Annotated in this window: 18 protein-coding genes; 14 read left to right on the top strand and 4 right to left on the bottom strand. The window is 70.5% G+C overall.

Annotated elements, in window-relative coordinates:
- Positions 1-24: 24 nt before the first annotated feature.
- The 3 genes from AC07NC_RS16480 to AC07NC_RS16470 are packed head-to-tail and all read right to left on the bottom strand — an operon-like array spanning position 25 to position 2872.
- Complete coding sequence (locus AC07NC_RS16480; RefSeq protein WP_494570175.1) at positions 25-1131, bottom strand: hypothetical protein; 1107 nt, start codon at positions 1129-1131, stop codon at positions 25-27.
- Between the two features lie 41 nt (positions 1132-1172).
- A complete protein-coding gene (locus tag AC07NC_RS16475; protein ID WP_372705327.1) occupies positions 1173-1940 on the bottom strand; it encodes an ABC transporter permease in 768 nt (255 codons plus the stop codon).
- Positions 1940-2872, bottom strand: coding sequence for an ABC transporter ATP-binding protein (locus tag AC07NC_RS16470; protein ID WP_494570174.1), 933 nt, complete (start codon positions 2870-2872; stop codon positions 1940-1942). The genes AC07NC_RS16475 and AC07NC_RS16470 overlap by 1 nt, the downstream gene beginning before the upstream one ends.
- Positions 2873-3036: 164 nt before the next feature.
- Here AC07NC_RS16470 and AC07NC_RS16465 point away from each other — a divergent pair, with 164 nt between their 5' ends.
- The 14 genes from AC07NC_RS16465 (at position 3037) to AC07NC_RS16400 (ending at position 17995) form a co-directional block, all read left to right on the top strand.
- Complete coding sequence (locus AC07NC_RS16465; RefSeq protein WP_494570173.1) at positions 3037-4452, top strand: hypothetical protein; 1416 nt, start codon at positions 3037-3039, stop codon at positions 4450-4452.
- A 17-nt stretch (positions 4453-4469) separates the two neighbouring features.
- The gene (gene ccmI, locus AC07NC_RS16460; protein ID WP_494570172.1) at positions 4470-5291 is read left to right on the top strand and encodes a c-type cytochrome biogenesis protein CcmI; all 822 of its coding nucleotides are present in this window, start codon (positions 4470-4472) and stop codon (positions 5289-5291) included.
- Between the two features lie 70 nt (positions 5292-5361).
- Entirely contained in the window at positions 5362-5874 is a 513-nt protein-coding gene (ccmE, locus tag AC07NC_RS16455) for a cytochrome c maturation protein CcmE (RefSeq protein ID WP_494570171.1), read from the top strand.
- On the top strand, positions 5871-7859 hold the full coding sequence (locus tag AC07NC_RS16450) for a heme lyase CcmF/NrfE family subunit (RefSeq protein WP_494570170.1): 1989 nt from the start codon (positions 5871-5873) through the stop codon (positions 7857-7859). Before ccmE ends, AC07NC_RS16450 begins: the two co-directional genes overlap by 4 nt.
- The gene (locus tag AC07NC_RS16445) at positions 7856-8359 is read left to right on the top strand and encodes a cytochrome c-type biogenesis protein (RefSeq protein ID WP_494570169.1); all 504 of its coding nucleotides are present in this window, start codon (positions 7856-7858) and stop codon (positions 8357-8359) included. The genes AC07NC_RS16450 and AC07NC_RS16445 overlap by 4 nt, the downstream gene beginning before the upstream one ends.
- 100 nt (positions 8360-8459) lie before the next feature.
- Complete coding sequence (locus AC07NC_RS16440; protein ID WP_154726706.1) at positions 8460-10001, top strand: Do family serine endopeptidase; 1542 nt, start codon at positions 8460-8462, stop codon at positions 9999-10001.
- Positions 10002-10084: 83 nt separating this feature from the next.
- Positions 10085-10756, top strand: a complete 672-nt coding sequence (locus AC07NC_RS16435; protein WP_008258750.1) for a response regulator transcription factor — start codon at positions 10085-10087, stop codon at positions 10754-10756.
- A gap of 65 nt (positions 10757-10821) precedes the next feature.
- The gene (locus AC07NC_RS16430; RefSeq protein ID WP_494570168.1) at positions 10822-11220 is read left to right on the top strand and encodes an endonuclease domain-containing protein; all 399 of its coding nucleotides are present in this window, start codon (positions 10822-10824) and stop codon (positions 11218-11220) included.
- Positions 11221-12642: a sensor histidine kinase gene (locus AC07NC_RS16425; protein WP_008261058.1), complete on the top strand. Its 1422-nt coding sequence runs from the start codon at positions 11221-11223 to the stop codon at positions 12640-12642.
- A 149-nt stretch (positions 12643-12791) separates the two neighbouring features.
- On the top strand, positions 12792-15728 hold the full coding sequence (locus AC07NC_RS16420; protein WP_494570167.1) for a bifunctional [glutamine synthetase] adenylyltransferase/[glutamine synthetase]-adenylyl-L-tyrosine phosphorylase: 2937 nt from the start codon (positions 12792-12794) through the stop codon (positions 15726-15728).
- Positions 15729-15774: 46 nt separating this feature from the next.
- Positions 15775-16407 carry an EF-hand domain-containing protein gene (locus AC07NC_RS16415; protein ID WP_494570166.1) on the top strand — a complete coding sequence of 211 codons (633 nt, stop codon included), beginning with the start codon at positions 15775-15777 and terminating at the stop codon, positions 16405-16407.
- Between the two features lie 66 nt (positions 16408-16473).
- A complete protein-coding gene (locus tag AC07NC_RS16410) occupies positions 16474-17058 on the top strand; it encodes an RNA polymerase sigma factor (protein WP_492072738.1) in 585 nt (194 codons plus the stop codon).
- On the top strand, positions 17055-17465 hold the full coding sequence (locus tag AC07NC_RS16405) for a hypothetical protein (protein ID WP_154727038.1): 411 nt from the start codon (positions 17055-17057) through the stop codon (positions 17463-17465). The genes AC07NC_RS16410 and AC07NC_RS16405 overlap by 4 nt, the downstream gene beginning before the upstream one ends.
- Positions 17462-17995 carry a periplasmic heavy metal sensor gene (locus tag AC07NC_RS16400; RefSeq protein ID WP_494570165.1) on the top strand — a complete coding sequence of 178 codons (534 nt, stop codon included), beginning with the start codon at positions 17462-17464 and terminating at the stop codon, positions 17993-17995. Before AC07NC_RS16405 ends, AC07NC_RS16400 begins: the two co-directional genes overlap by 4 nt.
- Before the next feature lie 7 nt (positions 17996-18002).
- On the opposite strand, the gene AC07NC_RS16395 is transcribed toward AC07NC_RS16400, so the two are convergent.
- Positions 18003-18683: a bifunctional 4-hydroxy-2-oxoglutarate aldolase/2-dehydro-3-deoxy-phosphogluconate aldolase gene (locus AC07NC_RS16395; RefSeq protein ID WP_494570164.1), complete on the bottom strand. Its 681-nt coding sequence runs from the start codon at positions 18681-18683 to the stop codon at positions 18003-18005.
- Positions 18684-18737 lie beyond the last annotated feature (54 nt).

Genomic DNA, 18737 nt, shown 5'->3' with positions numbered 1-18737 from the left:
GGAAGCGGCTTCAGTCCAGCGGCTTCAGTCCAGCGGCTGGGGCCGGGTCACGACCGGAGCGTTCGGGTCGGTCTGGGCCGGATGCGCGGCGGTCGGCGCGGGCGAGGGGGTGACGACGACGACCGGCGCCGGCGTTGCGGAGGGGGGCGTCGAGACGGCCGCCGGGGCCTGAGCCGTCGGGACCCGGGGCGCCGGGGTTTGCGTCGTTGATTGCGCCGGCGTCTGGGGACGCGTCGTCGTCGCGGGGCGAGCGGACGAGGTCGGGGGCGTGGTCGGAACCGGGGCCGCTGCAGGCCGCGCGGCCGCACCCGCGGGTGTTTCCTCGACCGGTGCGGCTTCAACGGGCGCTGCGGTCTCGACCGGCGTCTCCACGGGCGCGGCGGCCGGCGTCAGGGCTTCAGGCGCAACGGCTTCGGGCGCCGCCGCCGGGGCGGGCGCAACCGGCGCGGCCACAGGGGCGGGACGCAGGGCGAACCACAGGCCGCCGCCGACCGCCAGAACCGCCAGCACCCCGACGCCGATGTACAGCGGCAGGCGCGACGGCCGCCGGGTCGCCGCGCGCGCGAAACTGGGCGTGACCGAAGGGGCGGCCTCAACAGCAGGAGACGGCTCAAGCGGGGCCAGGGCGGGGGCCGCGACCATAGGCGCCGCAGCGACCTGTTCGGCGACATCAGGCTGATCGACAGGCGTCGAAGGGGCGTTGGTCAGACCCGCGCCGGGCAGGGGCCGCACGGTCGTGTCGGCGCTGGGCGCGGGCGCGGGAGCGGGAGCAGGCTTGGGCTGTGGCGCAGGCGTCACCGGACCGGAGCGCGGACGCGCCTGGGGGATCAGCGACCCGCTCAGGATATTGCCGCCGGCGCGCGGCGCAGGGACACGGCGCGGCGGCTCCTGAACCTGTCCCGAAACCTGGCCCCCGCTCGGGCCTGTCTGGCCCAGCGGCGTCGTGCGCGGCGGGCGATTGGGAATCCGGTCCAGCGGATTGGGCGCGACCGGCACCGGGCCGACGTGGAAGGTGGTCGTGGGCATGCGCCCCCAGGTCACCTGTTTGCGCACGAACGGCTCCGGCGGTCCTCCCGATGGACCGTTCGAGGCGGGCGGCGTAGCGGGGGTGATCTTGGCGTCGTCGGACATGATACTCTAATCGCTGGCGATCTGGCCGGTTTCGTGACGGCTCAGCTCTTGAGGCGGTAGCCGGTCTTGAACATCCACATGACCACGGCCAGGCAGACGACGAAGAAGCCCAGGGTGGCGGCCACGCTGATGCCGATGGGAACGTCGCCCTGGCCATAGAAGGTCCAGCGGAAGCCCGAGATCAGATAGACCACCGGATTGAAATGGGCCACCGCGCGCCAGACGTCAGGCAGCATGTTGATCGAATAGAAGGAGCCGCCCAGGAAGGTCAGGGGCGTCACGATCAGCATGGGGATGAAGTTCAGCTGTTCGAAACTGCCGGCCCAGATGCCGATGATGAAGCCGAACAGGCTGAAGGTCACCGAGATCAGCACCAGCATGGCCAGCATGCCTACAGGGTGCAGCACCTGCAGCGGCACGAACAGGGTCGAGGTGGCCAGGATGATCAGGCCCAAGACCGCCGACTTGGTCGCCGCCGCCCCGACATAGGCGATCACCACCTCTAGCGACGACACGGGCGCCGACAGGATCTCGTAGATGGTGCCGGTGAATTTCGGGAAATAGATGCCGAAGGAGGCGTTGAAGATCGACTGGGTGAACAGGCTCAGCATGATCAGGCCCGGCACGATGAAGGCGCCATAGGCCACGCCGTCGATCGCCTCCATCCGGCTGCCGATCGCGCTGCCGAAGACGATGAAATAGAGGGCGGTGGTGATCACCGGCGTGACCACGCTCTGCCAGATGGTGCGCAGGGCCCGCGCCATCTCGAAGCGATAGATGGCCCAGACGCCATGTCCGTTGAAGTTCATCAGACGGTCTCCCCATCGCGGTGGACCAGGCTGACGAAGATGTCTTCCAGCGAGCTCTGGCGGGTGTTCAGATCCTTGAAGCCGATATTCAGCCGTTCCAGCCGGCGGATCAGCGACGGCACGCCGGTGTCGTCGGCCTGGGCGTCGAAACTGTATTCCAGCTCGCTTCCGTCGGCCTTCAGCGCCAGATCCCAGTCGGACAGGTCGGCCGGCAGGGCGGGCAGGGGTTCGATCAGGTTCAAGGTCAGGGTCTTCTTGCCCAGCTTCTTCATCAGGGCGGTCTTTTCCTCGACCAGGATCAGTTCGCCGTTCAGGATCACCCCCACCCGGTCGGCCATCTCCTCGGCCTCCTCGATATAGTGGGTGGTCAATATGATGGTGACGCCCCGCTCGCGCAGCTTTCGGACCATGGCCCACATGTCGCGGCGCAGTTCGACGTCCACCCCGGCGGTCGGCTCGTCCAGGAACAGGATGTCCGGCTCGTGGCTCAGGGCCTTGGCGATCATCACCCGGCGCTTCATCCCACCCGAGAGGGTCATGATCTTGGCGTCGCGCTTGTCCCACAGGGACAGGTCTCTCAGGATCTGCTCGATCAGGGCCGGGTTCGCCGCCTTGCCGAACAGGCCCCGGCTGAAGGTGACGGTGGCCAGGACGGTCTCGAAGGCGTCGGTGGTCAGTTCCTGCGGCACCAGGCCGATCTTGGTGCGGGCGGCGCGGAAGTCCTTCCTGATGTCGTGACCGTCGGCGACCACGGTCCCCGTCGTGGCGTTGACGATGCCGCAGACGATGGAGATCAGGGTGGTCTTGCCCGCTCCGTTCGGACCCAGCAGGGCGAAGATCTCGCCCTTCTCAATGGTCAGGTCTACGCGTTTCAGCGCCTGAAGCCCCGACTTGTAGGTCTTGGTCAGGCCTTCGATCTCGATAACCGGCATGGGCGCTCCTGATCCGAGGCGGAAACGCCTGGCGTCGTCGTGGCGGGAATATGGCGTGCCATCGGCTGGGCTCAAGGGGCGCCGGTCTCTGCAGGGACGAGAAGCCGTTGTTAACCCAAAGACGGCACGGTGGCGTCTTCGTCGCCTGCAGACGGGAGTGCCTCTTGTCCTCGCTGTCCGTCGCCCACCGCGCCGCCCTGCAGGCGGTCGTCCAGGCCGCGCCTGACGCCGTGCTGACGCAGCTGCGTGCGGCCGTCCCGTCCCTGGGCGGGGACAAGGCGGCGGAACTGACCGCCATGATCGTGCAGGAGGCGCGCGACCGCGCCCGGCGCGACCAGGCCTTCGCCCCCCTTCTGCCCCTGTTCCAACCCCGCGCCGACCGAACTCCGGCCCTGATCTTTCCGCCGGCCGTCCTGGCGCGGGTCTGGCGCGAGGCGCGGACGGGCGAGGAGGCCTTCCTGGGATTGCTGGACGGGGCGGGCGTCGGCGAGGGCGAATGGACCCTGGCGGCGGATCGGCTGTGCGCGCGGGCGGCTGCGGTGCTGCGGGACCGGCCTCGCGACGTCTGGCCGGACGACCAATGGCCCGACCCGACGGCCGGCCAGGCTGAAACCCCGGCCGCCAGCCCGGCGGAACTGGCCGGTTGTTTCGACCTGGCGCCCCTGGCGCGAACCGCCGTGGCCCGCCTGTCGGTCTGGCTGGAGCGGCCCGACGACAATCAGTTGGCGGGGCTGCGGCTGCTGATCCAGGACTGTCTGGCGATATCGCCCGAGGGCGGGCGGCGGATGATCGACATTCTGTTCGCCCATGTCGCCGACGCTGAGCGGATGCTGCGGATCGTCACGCGCACCAGCCGCCTGGCCGACACCGAGGCCATTCTCAGCCATTCCGAAATGGGCGTCTTCGTCGAACGGCTGCTGACGTCGGTCCAGAGCCGTGTCCAGCGCATCGCCGCCTGTCTGTCGCCCCGCGACGGGCCGGACATGGCCCAGGCGGTGGAGGATGCGACCTGGTGCGCCGGGGTGCTGGCGGAAATGGACATGACCCTGATGGTCCGGCCCGATTCGCCCTGGGGCAAGACGGCGCGGATGGCGCGGGTCCAGGTGGCCGGCCAGCTGTCGGGCCTGATGAAATCGACCTCGGCCGCCGTCCACGCCGCCCTGCCGATGAAGCGTCAGGTCCTGACCGGGCGGATGACGCGCCTGTGCCCCTGGCTGGAGGCGCCGGCCAAGGGCGAACCCATCGAGGCGGCGGCCGCCCTGCTGGCGGCGGTTTCGGGCCTGCGCGGCGCGGCCAACACCTTCGGCTGCGAGGCGGACCGGATGGCGCTGAAGACCGAGCTGACCGACTATCTGTCCACCTGGGCCAATGAGGCGCTGGACAGCATCGCCGACGGCGATGTGGCCGATCCCGATCAGGCCCTGCGTCTGGTCGGAACGGCGGCCCGTTTCCTGACCCTGGTCGAGGCGCTGGAGGCGGCGCGGGCGGTGCGACGACGCGCGGCCGCCGCCGAGGCCGCAAGGGCGACGACAGGTGTGACGACTGGGGCCACGACTGGGGCCTCGCCCGGCGTCGTCTGATGCGATAGACGGCGGGGATGATCGTCTTCTGGATAATGACCGGCCTGGCGGCGGCGATGGCCGGCCTGCTGGTGCTGACCGGGGCGCGACGCGGGGCTGATGCGGCCGGCGCCGACGCCGATGTCGGCGGTCGCGAACTGGACGAACTGGACCGGTTGAAGGCGCGCGGCCTGCTGGACGAAACGGCCCACGCCGCCGCACGGGCCGAGGCGGGGCGGCGGCTGCTGGCGGGTCAGGCCGTGGCTGCGGCCACGCCCGTGGCCGGCCGGCATGACCGCTTCTGGGTGTTGGGCGGGATCGCGGCGACGACGGCGGGGGCGCTGGCCCTCTATGTCCTGACCGGGTCGCCGGGTCTGCCGGACCAGGCCTATGAGCGGCGGGTCGATCAATGGTCCACCCAGCTGGAAACCCTGGAGCCGGCGCAGCTGGCGGCGGTGACGGCGCGGGTGGCGCGGGACAATCCCCAGGACCGTCAGGCCTTGGCCATGCTGGGCGCGGCCCGGTTCGCCGCCGACGATCCGCTGGGCGCCGCCTCGGCCTTTCGCCGGCTGATCGAACTGGAGCCCGGCGACGCCCGGGCCTGGGCGCGGCTGGGCGAAAGCCTGGTGCGGGCCGATGACGGCCGGATCGGCGGCGACGCCGAGGCCGCCTTCCGCCAGGCGGTGAACCTGGACCCGGACCAGTTGGGCGCCCGCTTCTTCCTGGGCCAGGCGGCGCTGGAGCGGGGCGATACGACGACGACGCGCGCCCAGTGGACGCCCCTGATCGCCGCCCTGGACCCGGCCGACCCCCGCCGGATCGACCTGGAACGGCGCCTGCCTGCGGATAAGGCGCAATGACACATTGGCGGCCGGCCCCGGCCGCTATAGACCCAAGAAAAATTCCGTCGGGGAGCGGAACCGCCAAGTCATGAGCTGGCTGCCGAAATCGCCGAAGGCGCGCCGTCGTCTGTGGGTCGTCGCCGCCGTGGCCCCGATCCTGGCCCTGGCGGTCGGCCTGTCGCTGTGGGCCATGCAGGACAGCGTGACCTTCTTCTATTCCCCGTCCGAGGCCACCGCCGACAAGGCGCCGGAAGGCCGCGACATCCGTCTGGGCGGTCTGGTCGAGACCGGCAGCGTGCGGAAATCCGGCGACGGGCTCGTGGTCTTCACCGTCACCGACAATATCGCCGTGACCCAGGTCCAGTATCACGGCGACCTGCCCGACCTGTTCCGCGAGGGGCAGGGGATCGTGGCCCAGGGTTCGTTCGGCGCCGACCGCGTCTTCCACGCCAGCCAGGTCCTGGCCAAGCACGACGAGAACTATATGCCGCGCGAGGTCGCCGACCGGATCAAGGCCAAGGGCGAGTGGCGGCCGGAGACCTCGACCAAGACCACGCGCTCAAGCAGGCCGCAGGCCGATAGCGCAACGAACAGTCTATGATCGCCGAACTCGGGGCCTTCGCCCTATCCCTGGCCCTGGCCCTGTCGATCCTGCAGACGGCGCTGTCGGCGGCAGGGCGCTGGCGGCGCAGTCCGGTGCTGGCGGGCGCGGCGCAAGGAGCGGCCCTGGCGGCGGCGGGCGCCGTCGCACTGAGTTTCGCGGCCCTGATCTACGCCTTCGTCGTCTCCGACTTCTCGGTCTCCAACGTCGCGGCCAACAGCCACACCGACAAGCCGATGCTGTACAAGGTCGCCGGCGCCTGGGGCAGTCACGAGGGGTCGCTGCTGCTGTGGTGCCTGGTTCTGACGGTCTTCGGCGGAGCCCTGGCCCGCGCGCGCGGCCTGCCGTTCGGGCTGAAGGCCTCGGCCGTGGCGGTTCAGGGGGCGCTGGGATCGCTGTTCCTGGCCTTCGCCGTCTTCACTTCCAGCCCCTTCACCCGCCTGGACCCCGCGCCGTTCCAGGGGGCGTCGCTGAACCCGCTGCTTCAGGACCCGGCCCTGGCCGTGCATCCGCCGCTGCTCTACGCCGGCTATGTCGGCTTCTCCGTCTGCTTCTCCCTGGCGGTCGCCGCCCTGATCGAGGGCCGGGCCCAGACCGCCTTCTGGCCCGCCTGGGGCCGGTGGGTGCGGCCCTGGGCCCTGGCCAGCTGGGCCCTGCTGACCGTCGGCATCACCCTGGGGTCCTTCTGGGCCTATTATGAGCTGGGCTGGGGCGGCTGGTGGTTCTGGGATCCGGTCGAGAACGCCAGCTTCATGCCGTGGCTGGCGGGCGCGGCCCTGCTGCACAGCGCGGTGGTGACCGAGCGGCGCGGGGCGCTGGCGGGCTGGACGGTGTTTCTGGCCCTGCTGGCCTTCAGCTTCTCCATGCTGGGCGCCTTCCTGGTGCGGTCCGGGGTGCTGACCAGCGTCCACGCCTTCGCCGTCGATCCCCAGCGCGGGCTGATGCTGCTGGCCATCCTGGGCCTTACGGCCGGCGCCGCCTTCGCCCTGTTCGCCTGGCGCGCGCCCCAGCTGAAAGGCGGCGGCCTGTTCGCCCCCGTCAGCCGCGAGGGCGCCCTGGTGCTGAACAACCTGTTCCTGACAGCCGCCGCCGCGACCGTTCTGCTGGGCACCCTCTATCCCCTGATCCTGGAGGCGGCGTCCGGCGCCACCATCTCGGTCGGCCCGCCCTATTTCGCCGCCACCTTCGTTCCCCTGATGACCGTGGCTTTCATCATCCTGCCCGCCGGGCCTCTGCTGGCGTGGAAGCGGGGCGACCTGACCGGGGCGATGCAGAGGCTGGCCGTCGCGGCGGGCCTGGCCCTGGTTTCGGCCCTGGCCGCCTACGCCCTGTGGGAGCCCAGAAAGGCTTTCGCCGCCGTCGGGATCGGCCTGGGGGCCTGGCTGATCCTGGGTTCGCTGGCCGAGGTCGCGGAGCGGGCGCGCCTGTTCCGCGCCTCGGGCGCCGAGACGATGCGTCGTCTGAAAGGTCTGCCGCTGGGCGCCTGGGGCATGAGCCTGGCCCACCTGGGCCTGGGCGTCTTCATCCTGGGGGCGGTGGTCGAGACCGGCTTCAAGGCCGAGGCCGCGCGCGCCCTGTCCCTGGGCTCGAGCGTCTCCGCCGGCCCCTGGACCGTGACCCTGGACCAGGTGCGGGTGGTCGAGGGGCCGAACTATCTGGCCGAACAGGGCCGGCTGACCGTGCGGCCGTCGAACGACCGGGGCCGGGCGGAGACGGTGACGGCCGAACGCCGCTTCTTCCCCGCCGGCGGCCAGACCACGACCGAGGTCGGGCTGGATTTCCGCGGGCTGGACGACGTCTATGTGGTGATGGGCGAACGGGCGGGCAGCCCGGCCGAACCCGCCTGGGTCGTGCGCCTGTACTGGAACCCCTGGGCGCGGCTGATCTTCCTGGGGCCGATGATCATGGCGTTCGGGGGGCTGCTGTCCCTGCTGGACCGCCGGCTGCGGCTGGGCGTCGGGCCGCGTCGGAGGAAGGCCCCATGAGGCGGCTTATCCTGCTGATCGCGCCCGTTCTGGCGCTGATGCTGACGGCGGCCGAGCCCGCCGCCGCGCCCGACCGGCCCCTGGCCGACCCGGCTCAGGAGGCCCGCGCCCAGGCCCTGTTCGAGGACGTGCGCTGCGTCGTCTGCCAGCACGAGGCCATCGCCGACAGTCCGGCGGGCGTCGCCGGCGACATGCGCCGTCTGATCCGCGAAGAGATCGCCGCCGGCGCCACGGATCAGGCGGTGCGCGACGACCTGGTGCGTCGGTTCGGCGACTATGTGCTGTTCACCCCGCCGGTGCGGGCTGGAACCTGGCTGCTGTGGTTCGGGCCGTTCGCTCTGGCGGCCCTGGCGCTGCTGGTCATCCTGGTCCGCGCAGGTCGCGGCGCCGTCGAGGCGCAGCCCCTTTCCCCGGATGAGGAACGTCGACTGCAAGACATTCTCGCAAATGAGAAGCTTCGCCGTGATCTGGACGCAACCTCGCCTCACGACGGGCGCTAGTCGAGATCATCCATCGAACACCGGAATTGGCGTCGCGCCGGTTCGGCCTATATCAAGAGCCAAGACGGGGCGTCGCCCCGAGAGGATCGCAAGGACCAAGATGCTGAAGCGCAAAGAGTTCATTCTCGGGGCCGCGGCCGGCCTGACCCTGGCGGCGGCGGCGACCGCAGGCGGGGTCATCAACTGGCCCGGCGCGCACGCCGACCCCCAGGCGGTGAACCGGCTCACCCCCGTGCCGGCCAACGGAAACAGCTTCTCGCCCCCGCCGGGCGCGCCCAACAGCTTCGCCAACATCTTCGAACAGGTGGCCCCCGCCGTTGTTCAGATCGACGTGACGGTGAAGGTCGAACAGCCCCAGGGCGGCGCCTTCCAGATCCCCGGCCTGCCGTTCCAGTTCGTTCCGCCCCAAGGGCGCGGCGGCCAGGGCGAGGAGGACGAGCCTCAGACGACCCAGGGCGCCGGTTCCGGCTTCTTCATCTCCCAGGACGGCTTCATCGTCACCAACAACCACGTCGTCGCCGACGCCACCGAGATCAAGGTCAAGATGTCGGACGGCCGCGAACTGCCGGCCCGCCTGATCGGCCGCGACCCCGGCACGGACCTGGCCGTGATCAAGGTCGAGGGGAACGACTTCAAATACGTCAGCTTCGAAGAGACCGCCCAGCCGCGCGTCGGCGACTGGGTCATTGCGGTCGGCAACCCGTTCGGCCTGGGCGGTACGGCGACCGCCGGCATCGTCTCGGCCAAGGCCCGCGACATCGATCCGTCCGGCTATAACGACTACATCCAGATCGACGCCGCCATCAACCGGGGCAACTCGGGCGGCCCGACCTTCGACATCTACGGGCGCGTCATCGGCGTGAACTCGGCCATCTATTCGCCCACGGGCGGATCGGTCGGCATCGGCTTCGCTATTCCGGCTGAGACCGCCAAGTCGATCACCGAGCGGCTGATGCGCGGCCAGGCGATCGAGCGCGGCTACGTCGGCCTGGGCCTGCGCAGCCTGTCCCCCGACTCCTGGGAAGCCCTCGGCCAGCCCAAGGACTTCAAGGGCGCCTATGTCGAGACCGTCACCGAGGACGGCCCCGCCGCCCGCGCGGGCGTCAAGGTCAACGACATCCTGGTTGCCGTGAACGGCGAGGCCATCGACAGCAGCGCCGAGGCCACCCGTCGGGTCGGCGCGGCCAAGCCTGGCGACACCATCCGCCTGGAGGTCATCCGCGACGGCCGTCGCCAGACGCTGAACGTCCGCTCCGGCGTCCGCCCGTCAGACGAAGAACTGAACGCCGGCGAGGAGGGCGGCTCCTCCGCGCCCGGTCAGGCCCAACCCGGCCAGAGCGAAACCATCGAGGGCCTGGCGGTCACCCCGCTCAGCGCCGCCGCGCGGTCGCGCTTCAACATCCCCGAAAGCGTGAACGGGGTTGTCATCACCAATGTCGCCCAGGGGTCTTCGGCGGCGCGTCTGGGCTTCCAGCCCGGCTTCGTCATCACCCGCGCCAACGGCCGCGCCATCGCCTCGGCGGCGGATCTGCGGACGGCGGTTCAGGAAGCCAAGTCGGCCGGACGTCCCAGCATCCTGCTGTTCGTCCGCACGCCCCAGGGCACCAGCCCGGTGCCGCTCCGCTTCGCCACGGAAGAATGATCGGCATTCTGACCAAGCCTTAACTCGTCAATCGCCGCCGATGCGCTACCATCGGCGGCGATTTTGATTCCGGGAGGGGTTCCATGCGGATTTTGGTGGTCGAAGACGACGCGGAGGCGGCGACCGCCATGGTGCGGGGCCTGTCCGAAGCCGGGCATGACGTCACCCATGCCGTGGACGGGGCCTTCGGCCTGCTGGAATCGCAAAAGGGCGGCTACGACGTCTATGTGGTGGACCGGATGATGCCGCGCCTGGACGGCGTCGGCATGGTCGAGACGGTCCGCAAGGGCGGGGACCAGACCCCGGTCCTGTTCCTGTCGGCCCTGGGCGAGGTCGAGGACCGGGTCACGGGCCTGAAGGCCGGCGCCGACGACTACCTGGTCAAGCCCTACGCCTTCGCCGAACTGATCGCGCGGGTCGAGGCCCTGTCGCGCCGTCGCGAGACCGGCGGGGTCCAGACGGTGCTGAAGGTCGGCGACCTGGAGATGAACCTGATCGCCCGCACCGTCCATCGCGGCGCGACCGAGATCGATCTCCAGCCGCGCGAGTTCCAGTTGCTGGAGTTCCTGATGCGCCACGCCGGCCAGTCGGTGACCCGCACCATGCTGCTGGAGAAGGTGTGGGAATATCATTTCGACCCCCAGACCAACGTCATCGACGTCCATATCAGCCGCCTGCGCTCCAAGATCGACAAGGGTTTCGACCGGGCGATGCTGCAGACGGTGCGCGGCGCGGGGTATCGGTTGGAGGCTTAGCCATAATTCTCCCTCCCCTTTATGGGGAGGGACGATCGCGCAGCGATCAGGGTGGGGAAGTACTGATGTCCTCCGAGACAGACCGCGCCCGCGCGATGCGCAAGACGATGACCCCGCCCGAAGCCCGGATGTGGACGAATTTGAAGCTGCTGCGACCAGCGGGTTTTCATTTCCGCCGTCAGGCGCCCTTCAAAGGCTATTATCTGGACTTTGTCTGTTTCCAGCATCGGTTGGTGATCGAGGTGGACGGTCAGGCCCATCTCAGTGATGAACAGATACGCCATGACCGGATCAGGGATGCAGTGTTGGCGAAAGAAGGCTTCGTCACCCTGCGATTCGACAATGCGGCGATCCGCGACAGTATCGGCGATGTGATGACCTATATTCGGGCCAGACTTGAGGACTCCCCCACCCGGGCGTCGCTTCGCGCCGCCGTCCCTCCCCATGAAGGGGAGGGAGAATAGATGCGTCTTCCCTCCCTCCTTCGCCGCACGCCCTTCCGGCTGACCCTGCTGTTCCTGGCCCTGTTCGTGGCGGCGGCGGGGGCGATCCTGGCCTATGTCTATTTCGCCTCGGCGTCCGAGGCCCAGACGCGGGCGCGGACCGACGTCGAGACGGAACTGGCCGCCCTGACCGCCGTCCACCGCACGCGCGGGATTGACGCCCTGAACCAGGCCCTGGTCGAACGCACGATCCGGGGCGGTCCCTATCTGTATCTGCTGACCGGCCCGGACGGTAAGATCGTCACCGGCAATCTGTCGGTCATGCCCTTCGACCTGAAGGAGGCGCGCCGGACCGGGACCGGCGAATGGAGCACCTTCCGCCTGACCAGCACCGATCCCGACGGCCGGGTCCAGACCCGCCGCTCCATCGGGGTGATCATGCCGCTGGCGGGGGGCGACACCCTGTTCGTCGGCGAAGATATCGGCGGGATCGAGGAATATCTGTCGCGCCTGACCCAGGCACTGTGGGGGGCGATGGCCCTGGTCATGCTGCTGGGCCTGGCGGGCGGTCTCTACATCAGCCGCCGGGTCGAAAGCGCCATGGCCGGGCTGAACCGCGTGGTCCAGGCGGTGCAGGACGGCGACCTGAAGGTCCGCGCCCCCATCCGCAACTCGGGCGACGAACTGGACGAACTGGGCCAGGGGCTGAACGTCATGCTGGACCGGCTGGAGGGGTCGATGGCCTCGATCCGCCACGCCGGCGACGCCATCGCCCACGACCTGCGCTCGCCCCTGACGCGGATGCGGGCCAAGCTGGAGGTGGCCCTGATCGACGCCGAGGCGGGCAAGATCGACGGGGTGGACGCCCTGGGCATCGCCCTGGACGAGGCCGATCATCTGCTGAAGACCTTCAACACCGTCCTGGCCATCGCCCGGCTTCAGGCCGGCGGGGCGCCGGATCCCAAGCCGATGGATGCGGGCGAACTGGCCGCCGACATGGCCGAGCTGTACGAACCGGCGGCCGAGGACAAGTCGATCGACTTCTCGTCCGAGGTGGAAACCGGCCTGATGATCGAGGGCAACCAGCCCTTCCTGGCCCAGGCCCTGGCCAATCTGATCGACAACGCCATCAAATACACCCCGGCCGGCGGGGCGGTGAAGCTGCGGGCGCGGCGGCGGTCGTCGGGCGAGATCGAATATTCGGTCACCGACACCGGCCCCGGCGTGCCGGAAGAGGACCGCGAGCGCGTCGTTCAGCGGTTCGTGCGTCTGGACAACAGCCGCACGGAACCGGGCTCGGGCCTGGGCCTGTCCCTGGTCACGGCGGTGGCCGAGGCCCACGGCGGCCGGGTGGTGCTGGACGAAGGCCCCGGCGCCTATGGCGGCTTCGGGCCGGGCCTGCGGGTGGCCCTGGTGCTGCCCCCGGCTTCATCCTCGACCTGACTTCATCATTTCCGCTCATCCCGGCGAAAGCCGGGACCCAGTTCTTTGGGCGATCAGACTTGTGGCGCGTGTCGGGATCGTGGTCCAACGGCGGCGCCGAGCGAAAGCACCTGGGTCCCGGCTTTCGCCGGGATGAGCGGAAAAGTTGAATGCCCGATCCCAAGCCCCAGCCCCTGTTCCAGATACTGACCCCCGCAGGGCCTGTCGCGAACCCCGCCGCCGCCGAACGCCTGCTGGAGACCCTGATCGAGGCCGCCGACGCCGACGGCTGGCGCGAGACCCTGGACGCCGCCTGGCCCGCCCTGGCGCCCGTGGCCGGCGCCTCGCCCTATCTGGCGGGCCTGATGCGTCGTCGGCCGGCTCATCTGCGTCGGATTCTGGAACGGGACCCGACGTCGGGCCTGATCCGCATCCTCGCCGACACCGACGCCCTGGACGCCGAACCCGACGATGTCCGCGCGCCGCTCCGGGTGTTGAAGGCCGATCTGCACCTGCTGACGGCCCTGGCCGATCTGGGCGGGGTCTGGGATCTGGACCAGGTGACGGGCGCCCTGTCCAGCTTCGCCGACGCCGCCTGCCGCGCCGCCCTGCGCGCGGTCGCCGCCGAACAGCGCGCGCGGGGTCGCCTGGTCTCGCCGCCCGACGATTCGCGCGGCCCCATCCCCGGCCTGTTCGGCCTGGCCATGGGCAAGCATGGCGCGAACGAGCTGAACTATTCGTCCGACATCGACATCTCGCTCTTCTTCGAGCCGCGCCTGCTGGGCCTAGCCCTGCGCGAGGGCGAGGAGATGCAGGACTTCGCCAATCGCGTCGGCAAGGGGATCGCGACCCTGCTGACCGAACGGACGGCCGACGGCTATGTCTTCCGCGTCGATCTGCGGCTGCGGCCCGACCCGTCCTCGACCCCCCCGGTGGTGTCGGGCCCGATGGCCCTGGCCTATTATGAAAGCGTCGGTCAGAACTGGGAGCGGGCGGCCTTCATCAAGGCGCGGCCGGTGCTGGGCGACCCGCGCGCCGCCGCCCGGTTCGTGAAAGCCCTGCGCCCTTTCATCTGGCGTCGCAGCCTGGACTACGCCGCCGTCCTCGACATCCAGTCGATCAAGAAACAGATCCACGTCCACAAGACCGGCGAGGGGCTGCAGGCGGCCGGGGCCAATCTGAAACTGGGCCGGGGCGGCATCCGCGAGATCGAATTCTACGCCCAGACCCAGCAACTGATCCTGGCCGGTCGCGACCCCGACCTGCGCGCCACGCGCACCCTGGACGCCCTGGCGGCCCTGGCCCAGGCCGACCACATCCCCGCCGCCGTCGCCCAGGAGATGTCGGCCGCCTATGTCGAACTGCGCGGCCTGGAGCACCGGGTCCAGATGCTGGACGACGAACAGACCCACCGCCTGCCCGAGGATCCCCAGCGCCGCGCCGCCGTCGCCGCCCTGGCCGGCTGGACCGATCTGGCGGCCTTCGACGCCCATGTCGAGGCCCTGCTGGTCCGGGTCAACACCCGCTACGGCGAGCTGTTCGAAGGCGGAGAGGAACTGGACTCCGCCTATGGCAGCCTGGTCTTCACCGGGGTCGAGAACGATCCCGAGACCCTGGACACCCTGCGCCGCATGGGCTTTTCCGAGGCGCCGTCGGTGGCGGACACCATCCGCTCCTGGCACCACGGCCGCATCCCCGCGACCCGCACCGAGCGGGGGCGCGAACTGTTCACCCGCCTGGCGCCCCGCCTGCTGGAGGCCCTGGCCCGGTCGGGCGCGCCCGACGACGCCTTTCGCCGGTTCGCCGTCTTCTTCTCGGGCCTGGCCGCCGGGGTTCAGGTCCAGGCCCTGTTCCTGAACCAGCCCAAGCTGTTCGAGATGGTGCTGGGGGTCATGGCCTTCGCGCCGCGTCTGGCCCGGACCCTGGGGCGTCAGCCGGCGGCCCTGGACGGGGTGCTGGACGCTCGCTTCCTGGCCGACCTGTCGGACGAGACCGGCCTGACCGAACAGATCCTGCGTGAAGCCGGCGAGACCGAGGATTTCGAAGGCGCCATGAACGCCGTGCGCCGCCTGCACCGCGAACAGATGTTCCGCATCGGCATCCACGCCATGACCGGCCGCGCCGGCCCCGAGGCCGCCGGCCGCGCCTACGCCGCCCTGGCCGACGCCGCCATGCGCACCCTGTCGCCGGCCGCCCTGGCCGAGACCGAACGGCTGGGCGGCGCCTTCCCCGGCGCGGTCGCCGTGGTGGCCCTGGGCAAGGCCGGCTCGCGCGAGATGACGGCCGGGTCCGACCTGGACCTGATGACCCTGTACGACGCCCCGCCCGAGACGGTGTCCGAGATCAAGGGCTGGACCGCCGACGTCTTCTACGCCCGCTTCACCCAGCGGCTGATCGCGGCCCTGTCGGCCCACACGGCCGAGGGCGGCCTGTACGAGGTGGACATGCGGCTGCGGCCCACCGGGTCCAAGGGGCCGGTCTCGGTGCGGCTGTCCACCTTCGACGACTATTACGCCGGTGAGGCCGAGACCTGGGAGTTCATGGTCCTGACCCGCGCCCGCGTGGTCTGGGCCAGCGACCCGGTCTTCGGCGACCGGGTCTCCGCGGCGATCGAGGCGGCCCTGCGTCGGCCCCGTCCCGGCGTCGATGTCGCCGCCGATGTCCGTAGAATGCGCGCCCTGATGGATCGCGAGCGTCGCCCCCACGGCTTCTGGGATCTGAAACTGTCGCCGGGCGGCCAGGTGGACGCCGAGTTCGCGGCCCAGTACCGCCAGCTCCAGGCCGCCGTCGCGGGCGAGCCCCTGACCCTGTCCACGCTGGAGGCCCTGCACGACGACCCGGTCCTGGCCGAGGCCTGGCGGGTGCAGCAGCGGCTGGCTCATCTGCTGGCCGCCGCCTTCGAGGGCCGGGTCGATCCCGAGGCCGAGCCGTCGGTCTTCCGGCTGCGGCTGGCCGAGGCGGCGGGGGCTCAGGACTTCGAGTCGCTGAAGACCGAACTGACGGAACTGCGGGCGCGGGCGCGCAAGGCCTTCGAACGGGCGGTCCCGCTCACGCGCGAGGAGATCGGTCGCGACGGAGAGTCCGAGGAGCCGCGTTCAATCTCCTGACAGGGTCGTCAACGACCGCTCAAGGCGGTTCGAGGAGATTATCGAGATGAGAAACATCGTTCTGAACGGTTTCAGCGCCATGGCCTTGGCCGCCGTCCTCGGCGCCGGCGCCGGGGTCGCCACGGCCCAGGTTCCGCCGCCCCCGGCGGATGGTCCCCCGCCGCCCTATGCGCGCGGCCTGGCCGACCGGAACGCCGACCTGACCCGCGCCGCCTTCGTCGAGGCTCGCGTCGCCCGCCTTACCGCGCTGGACGCCGACCGCGACGGCACGGTCAGCCTGGCCGAGCGTCAGGCCGCCATGCAGGCCAAGCGCGCCGAGCGGGCCGACCGCCGCTTCGCCACGCTGGACGCCAACGGCGACGGCTCCATCAGCCGCGCCGAGTTCGACGCCGGTCACGCCGCCCGTCCGGACTGGGCCGCGCGCGGCCGGTCCGGGCCTCGCTGCGGTCCCCGTCACGCCATGCGTGGTCCCGGCTGTCTGGAAGGTTGTGAACGCGGCCCCGTGGTGATCTCCGAGGCCGCCGCCAGACTGGGCGAACAGTTCGACAAGATGGACGCTGACAAGAACGGCGTCGTCACCGCCGACGAGCGCCGGGCCGCCATGACCGCCAATCGCGCCGCGCGCCGCGCCGTCCGTCCGGTGCAACAACCCGCTTCCCCGGCTCCGGCTTCGGAGTAAGAACGGTGTCGGGGTCGGCCGTCCTGGGCGAATCGGTCCCTTTCGTCAGCAGCGGAAGAGGCGGGTTTGGTCGCGATCGTCGACCCCGACGAGGATCTTGTGCGCCGCGTGGGTCAGGGCGACCCGGCGGCCGCGCAGACGCTTGTGTCGCGCAAGCTGCCGCGCATCCTGGCCCTGGCCCAACGCATGCTGGGCGACGCCGCCGAGGCCGAGGACGTGGCCCAGGAGACGATGCTCAAGGCCTGGCGACAGGCGCCGAAATGGACCCCCGGCAAGGCCCGGTTCGACACCTGGCTGCACCGGGTGGCGCTGAATCTCTGCTATGATCGGCTGCGGCGACGGCGCGAAATGCCCATGGAGACGCCGCCGGATCGCCCCGATGACGGCCCGGCGCCGGATCGCGCCCTGTTGGCGGCCGAGACGGGGGCTCAGGTCGACGGGGCGCTGAAACGCCTGCCGGACCGTCAGCGCGAGGCAGTGGTCCTGTGTCATTATCAGGAGCTGTCCAATATCGAGGCGGCCGCCCTGATGAGCATCAGCGTCGAGGCGCTGGAGAGTTTGTTGTCGCGCGGACGCCGCGCATTGCGTCTAGCCCTGGCGGACCTCGCGCCGGGGATGAAGCCAGGGATGACTAAGGGAGTCGGACGATGAAGGCGGATCGGTTGCACGCTCTGGCGGAGGCTTACGGCGCCGACCTGCGTCGGTGGCCCGCGTCTGAACGCGTCTTCGCCGAAAGCCTGATCGCCGCCGATCCGTCGCTGAAGACGGCGCTGGCCCAGGCGGCGGCGCTGGACGCCCTGCTGGACGCCTCGCCCGCCCCGACGCCCTCGGCCGACCTGACGGCGCGCCTGCTGGCCGCCGCGCCGAAAGCGAAGACCCGCCGCTATCATCTGGACCGGATCGCCCTGTTCCTGGGCGCGGGCTGGGCGGCGGCCGCCTGCGCAGGCGTGGTCGCGGGCGTGGGTCTGACCACCCATGTCACCGCCGACGAGCGGGCCGACGCGGTGCTTTACCAATCCACCCTGGTCGAGGTGGACGATACGGAGGTTCTGGGATGAGCGGACGCAGCCTGAAGATCGCCCTGGCGGTGTCGGTGGCCCTGAACCTGTTCGCCCTGGCCGGCGGGGTCGCCTTCGCGGTCAGCTGGGCCAGGGTGGACGAACGGGTCGCCGACCTTCGCCGCCCCGCGCGCCACGGTCCCTTCCGCGAGGTGATCGCCCAGCTGCAGCCTGAGGTCCGGCGCGACGTTCGCGCCAGGATGCGGGCGGCTGCGCTCGCGGCCCGGCCCGATTTCGAGGCCGCCCGCGCGGCGCGGGCCCAGGCGGTCCAGGCGGCGTCCCAGCCCCGGATGGACGCGGCCCGGGTCCAGGCCCTGCTGGATCAGTCGCGCACGGCCGAGATGCGCGGTCGCGCCCGTCTGGAAGGCGAGGCCATCGCCATGCTGGAAACCCTGGACGTCGAGGACCGCAAGGTCCTGTCCGGCCTGCTGATGCGGCGTGGGCCACGGTCCGGTCCCCCGACGCCCGACACCGGCCGCAACGCCGCGCCCCGGCCGCCGGAACCGGACGGCCCCGACGGTCCGGGCTGAGGCGGGTTCAGCCCTTGTTCGACGCCCGATAGGCGGCGACGGCGTCCACGGTGGCGCGCACCTTGGCCTCGATGGCGGCCCAGTCGCCCGACTTGACCGCTTCGTCGGTCACGAGCTTGGAGCCCATGCCCGCCGCCACGATGCCGGCGCCGAACCATTTGGCGATCGAGGTCTCATCGGGATCGACGCCGCCGGTCGGCATGATCTTGACCCAGGGCATCGGCCCCTTGACCGCCTTGACGAAGTCCGGGCCGCCGACCGACGACCCCGGAAACAGTTTGACGATGTCGCAGCCCAGTTCGTGCGCCTCGCCGATGTCCGTCACCGAGCCGCAGCCGGGGAAATAGGCCACCATGCGTCGGTTGCAGACCTTGGCCACGTCGGGGACCAGGCAGGGGCTGACGACAAAGCGCGCGCCCCGGTTCAGGTAGAGCGAGGCCGTGCCGCTGTCGACCACCGAACCGATGCCCAGCACCACCTCGGGGTCGGTCCTGATCAGTTCGCGATTGATCTCGCCGAACAGGTCGCAGGCGAAGTCGCCGCGATTGGTGAACTCGACCACCGGCGCCCCGCCGCGCGCGCAGGCGCGGATGACGTTCAGGCTGACCTCGGGATCGGGATGATAGAAGACGGGGCAGACGCCCTGGGTCTCGAGCGCCTGAAGCACGCTGACGCGATCATGGGCCATGTCTTAATCTCCGCCTGTCCCGAGCCGCGCCGGAACGCCTGTGTTGCACCGACC

The organism is Brevundimonas sp. GW821-FHT10A07 (genome assembly GCF_059415785.1).
This window is presented reverse-complemented; position numbering and strand designations above follow the sequence as displayed.

Bases quoted from the DNA above. Each gene is read 5' to 3' on its own strand.
- AC07NC_RS16480 (WP_494570175.1), bottom strand. From the start codon at position 1,131: ATGTCCGACGACGCCAAGATCACCCCCGCTACGCCGCCCGCCTCGAAC.
- AC07NC_RS16475 (WP_372705327.1), bottom strand. From the start codon at position 1,940: ATGAACTTCAACGGACATGGCGTCTGGGCCATCTATCGCTTCGAGATG.
- AC07NC_RS16470 (WP_494570174.1), bottom strand. From the start codon at position 2,872: ATGCCGGTTATCGAGATCGAAGGCCTGACCAAGACCTACAAGTCGGGG.
- ccmI (WP_494570172.1), top strand. From the start codon at position 4,470: ATGATCGTCTTCTGGATAATGACCGGCCTGGCGGCGGCGATGGCCGGC.
- ccmE (WP_494570171.1), top strand. From the start codon at position 5,362: ATGAGCTGGCTGCCGAAATCGCCGAAGGCGCGCCGTCGTCTGTGGGTC.
- AC07NC_RS16450 (WP_494570170.1), top strand. From the start codon at position 5,871: ATGATCGCCGAACTCGGGGCCTTCGCCCTATCCCTGGCCCTGGCCCTG.
- AC07NC_RS16445 (WP_494570169.1), top strand. From the start codon at position 7,856: ATGAGGCGGCTTATCCTGCTGATCGCGCCCGTTCTGGCGCTGATGCTG.
- AC07NC_RS16440 (WP_154726706.1), top strand. From the start codon at position 8,460: ATGCTGAAGCGCAAAGAGTTCATTCTCGGGGCCGCGGCCGGCCTGACC.
- AC07NC_RS16435 (WP_008258750.1), top strand. From the start codon at position 10,085: ATGCGGATTTTGGTGGTCGAAGACGACGCGGAGGCGGCGACCGCCATG.
- AC07NC_RS16430 (WP_494570168.1), top strand. From the start codon at position 10,822: ATGTCCTCCGAGACAGACCGCGCCCGCGCGATGCGCAAGACGATGACC.
- AC07NC_RS16425 (WP_008261058.1), top strand. From the start codon at position 11,221: ATGCGTCTTCCCTCCCTCCTTCGCCGCACGCCCTTCCGGCTGACCCTG.
- AC07NC_RS16420 (WP_494570167.1), top strand. From the start codon at position 12,792: ATGCCCGATCCCAAGCCCCAGCCCCTGTTCCAGATACTGACCCCCGCA.
- AC07NC_RS16415 (WP_494570166.1), top strand. From the start codon at position 15,775: ATGAGAAACATCGTTCTGAACGGTTTCAGCGCCATGGCCTTGGCCGCC.
- AC07NC_RS16405 (WP_154727038.1), top strand. From the start codon at position 17,055: ATGAAGGCGGATCGGTTGCACGCTCTGGCGGAGGCTTACGGCGCCGAC.
- AC07NC_RS16400 (WP_494570165.1), top strand. From the start codon at position 17,462: ATGAGCGGACGCAGCCTGAAGATCGCCCTGGCGGTGTCGGTGGCCCTG.
- AC07NC_RS16395 (WP_494570164.1), bottom strand. From the start codon at position 18,683: ATGGCCCATGATCGCGTCAGCGTGCTTCAGGCGCTCGAGACCCAGGGC.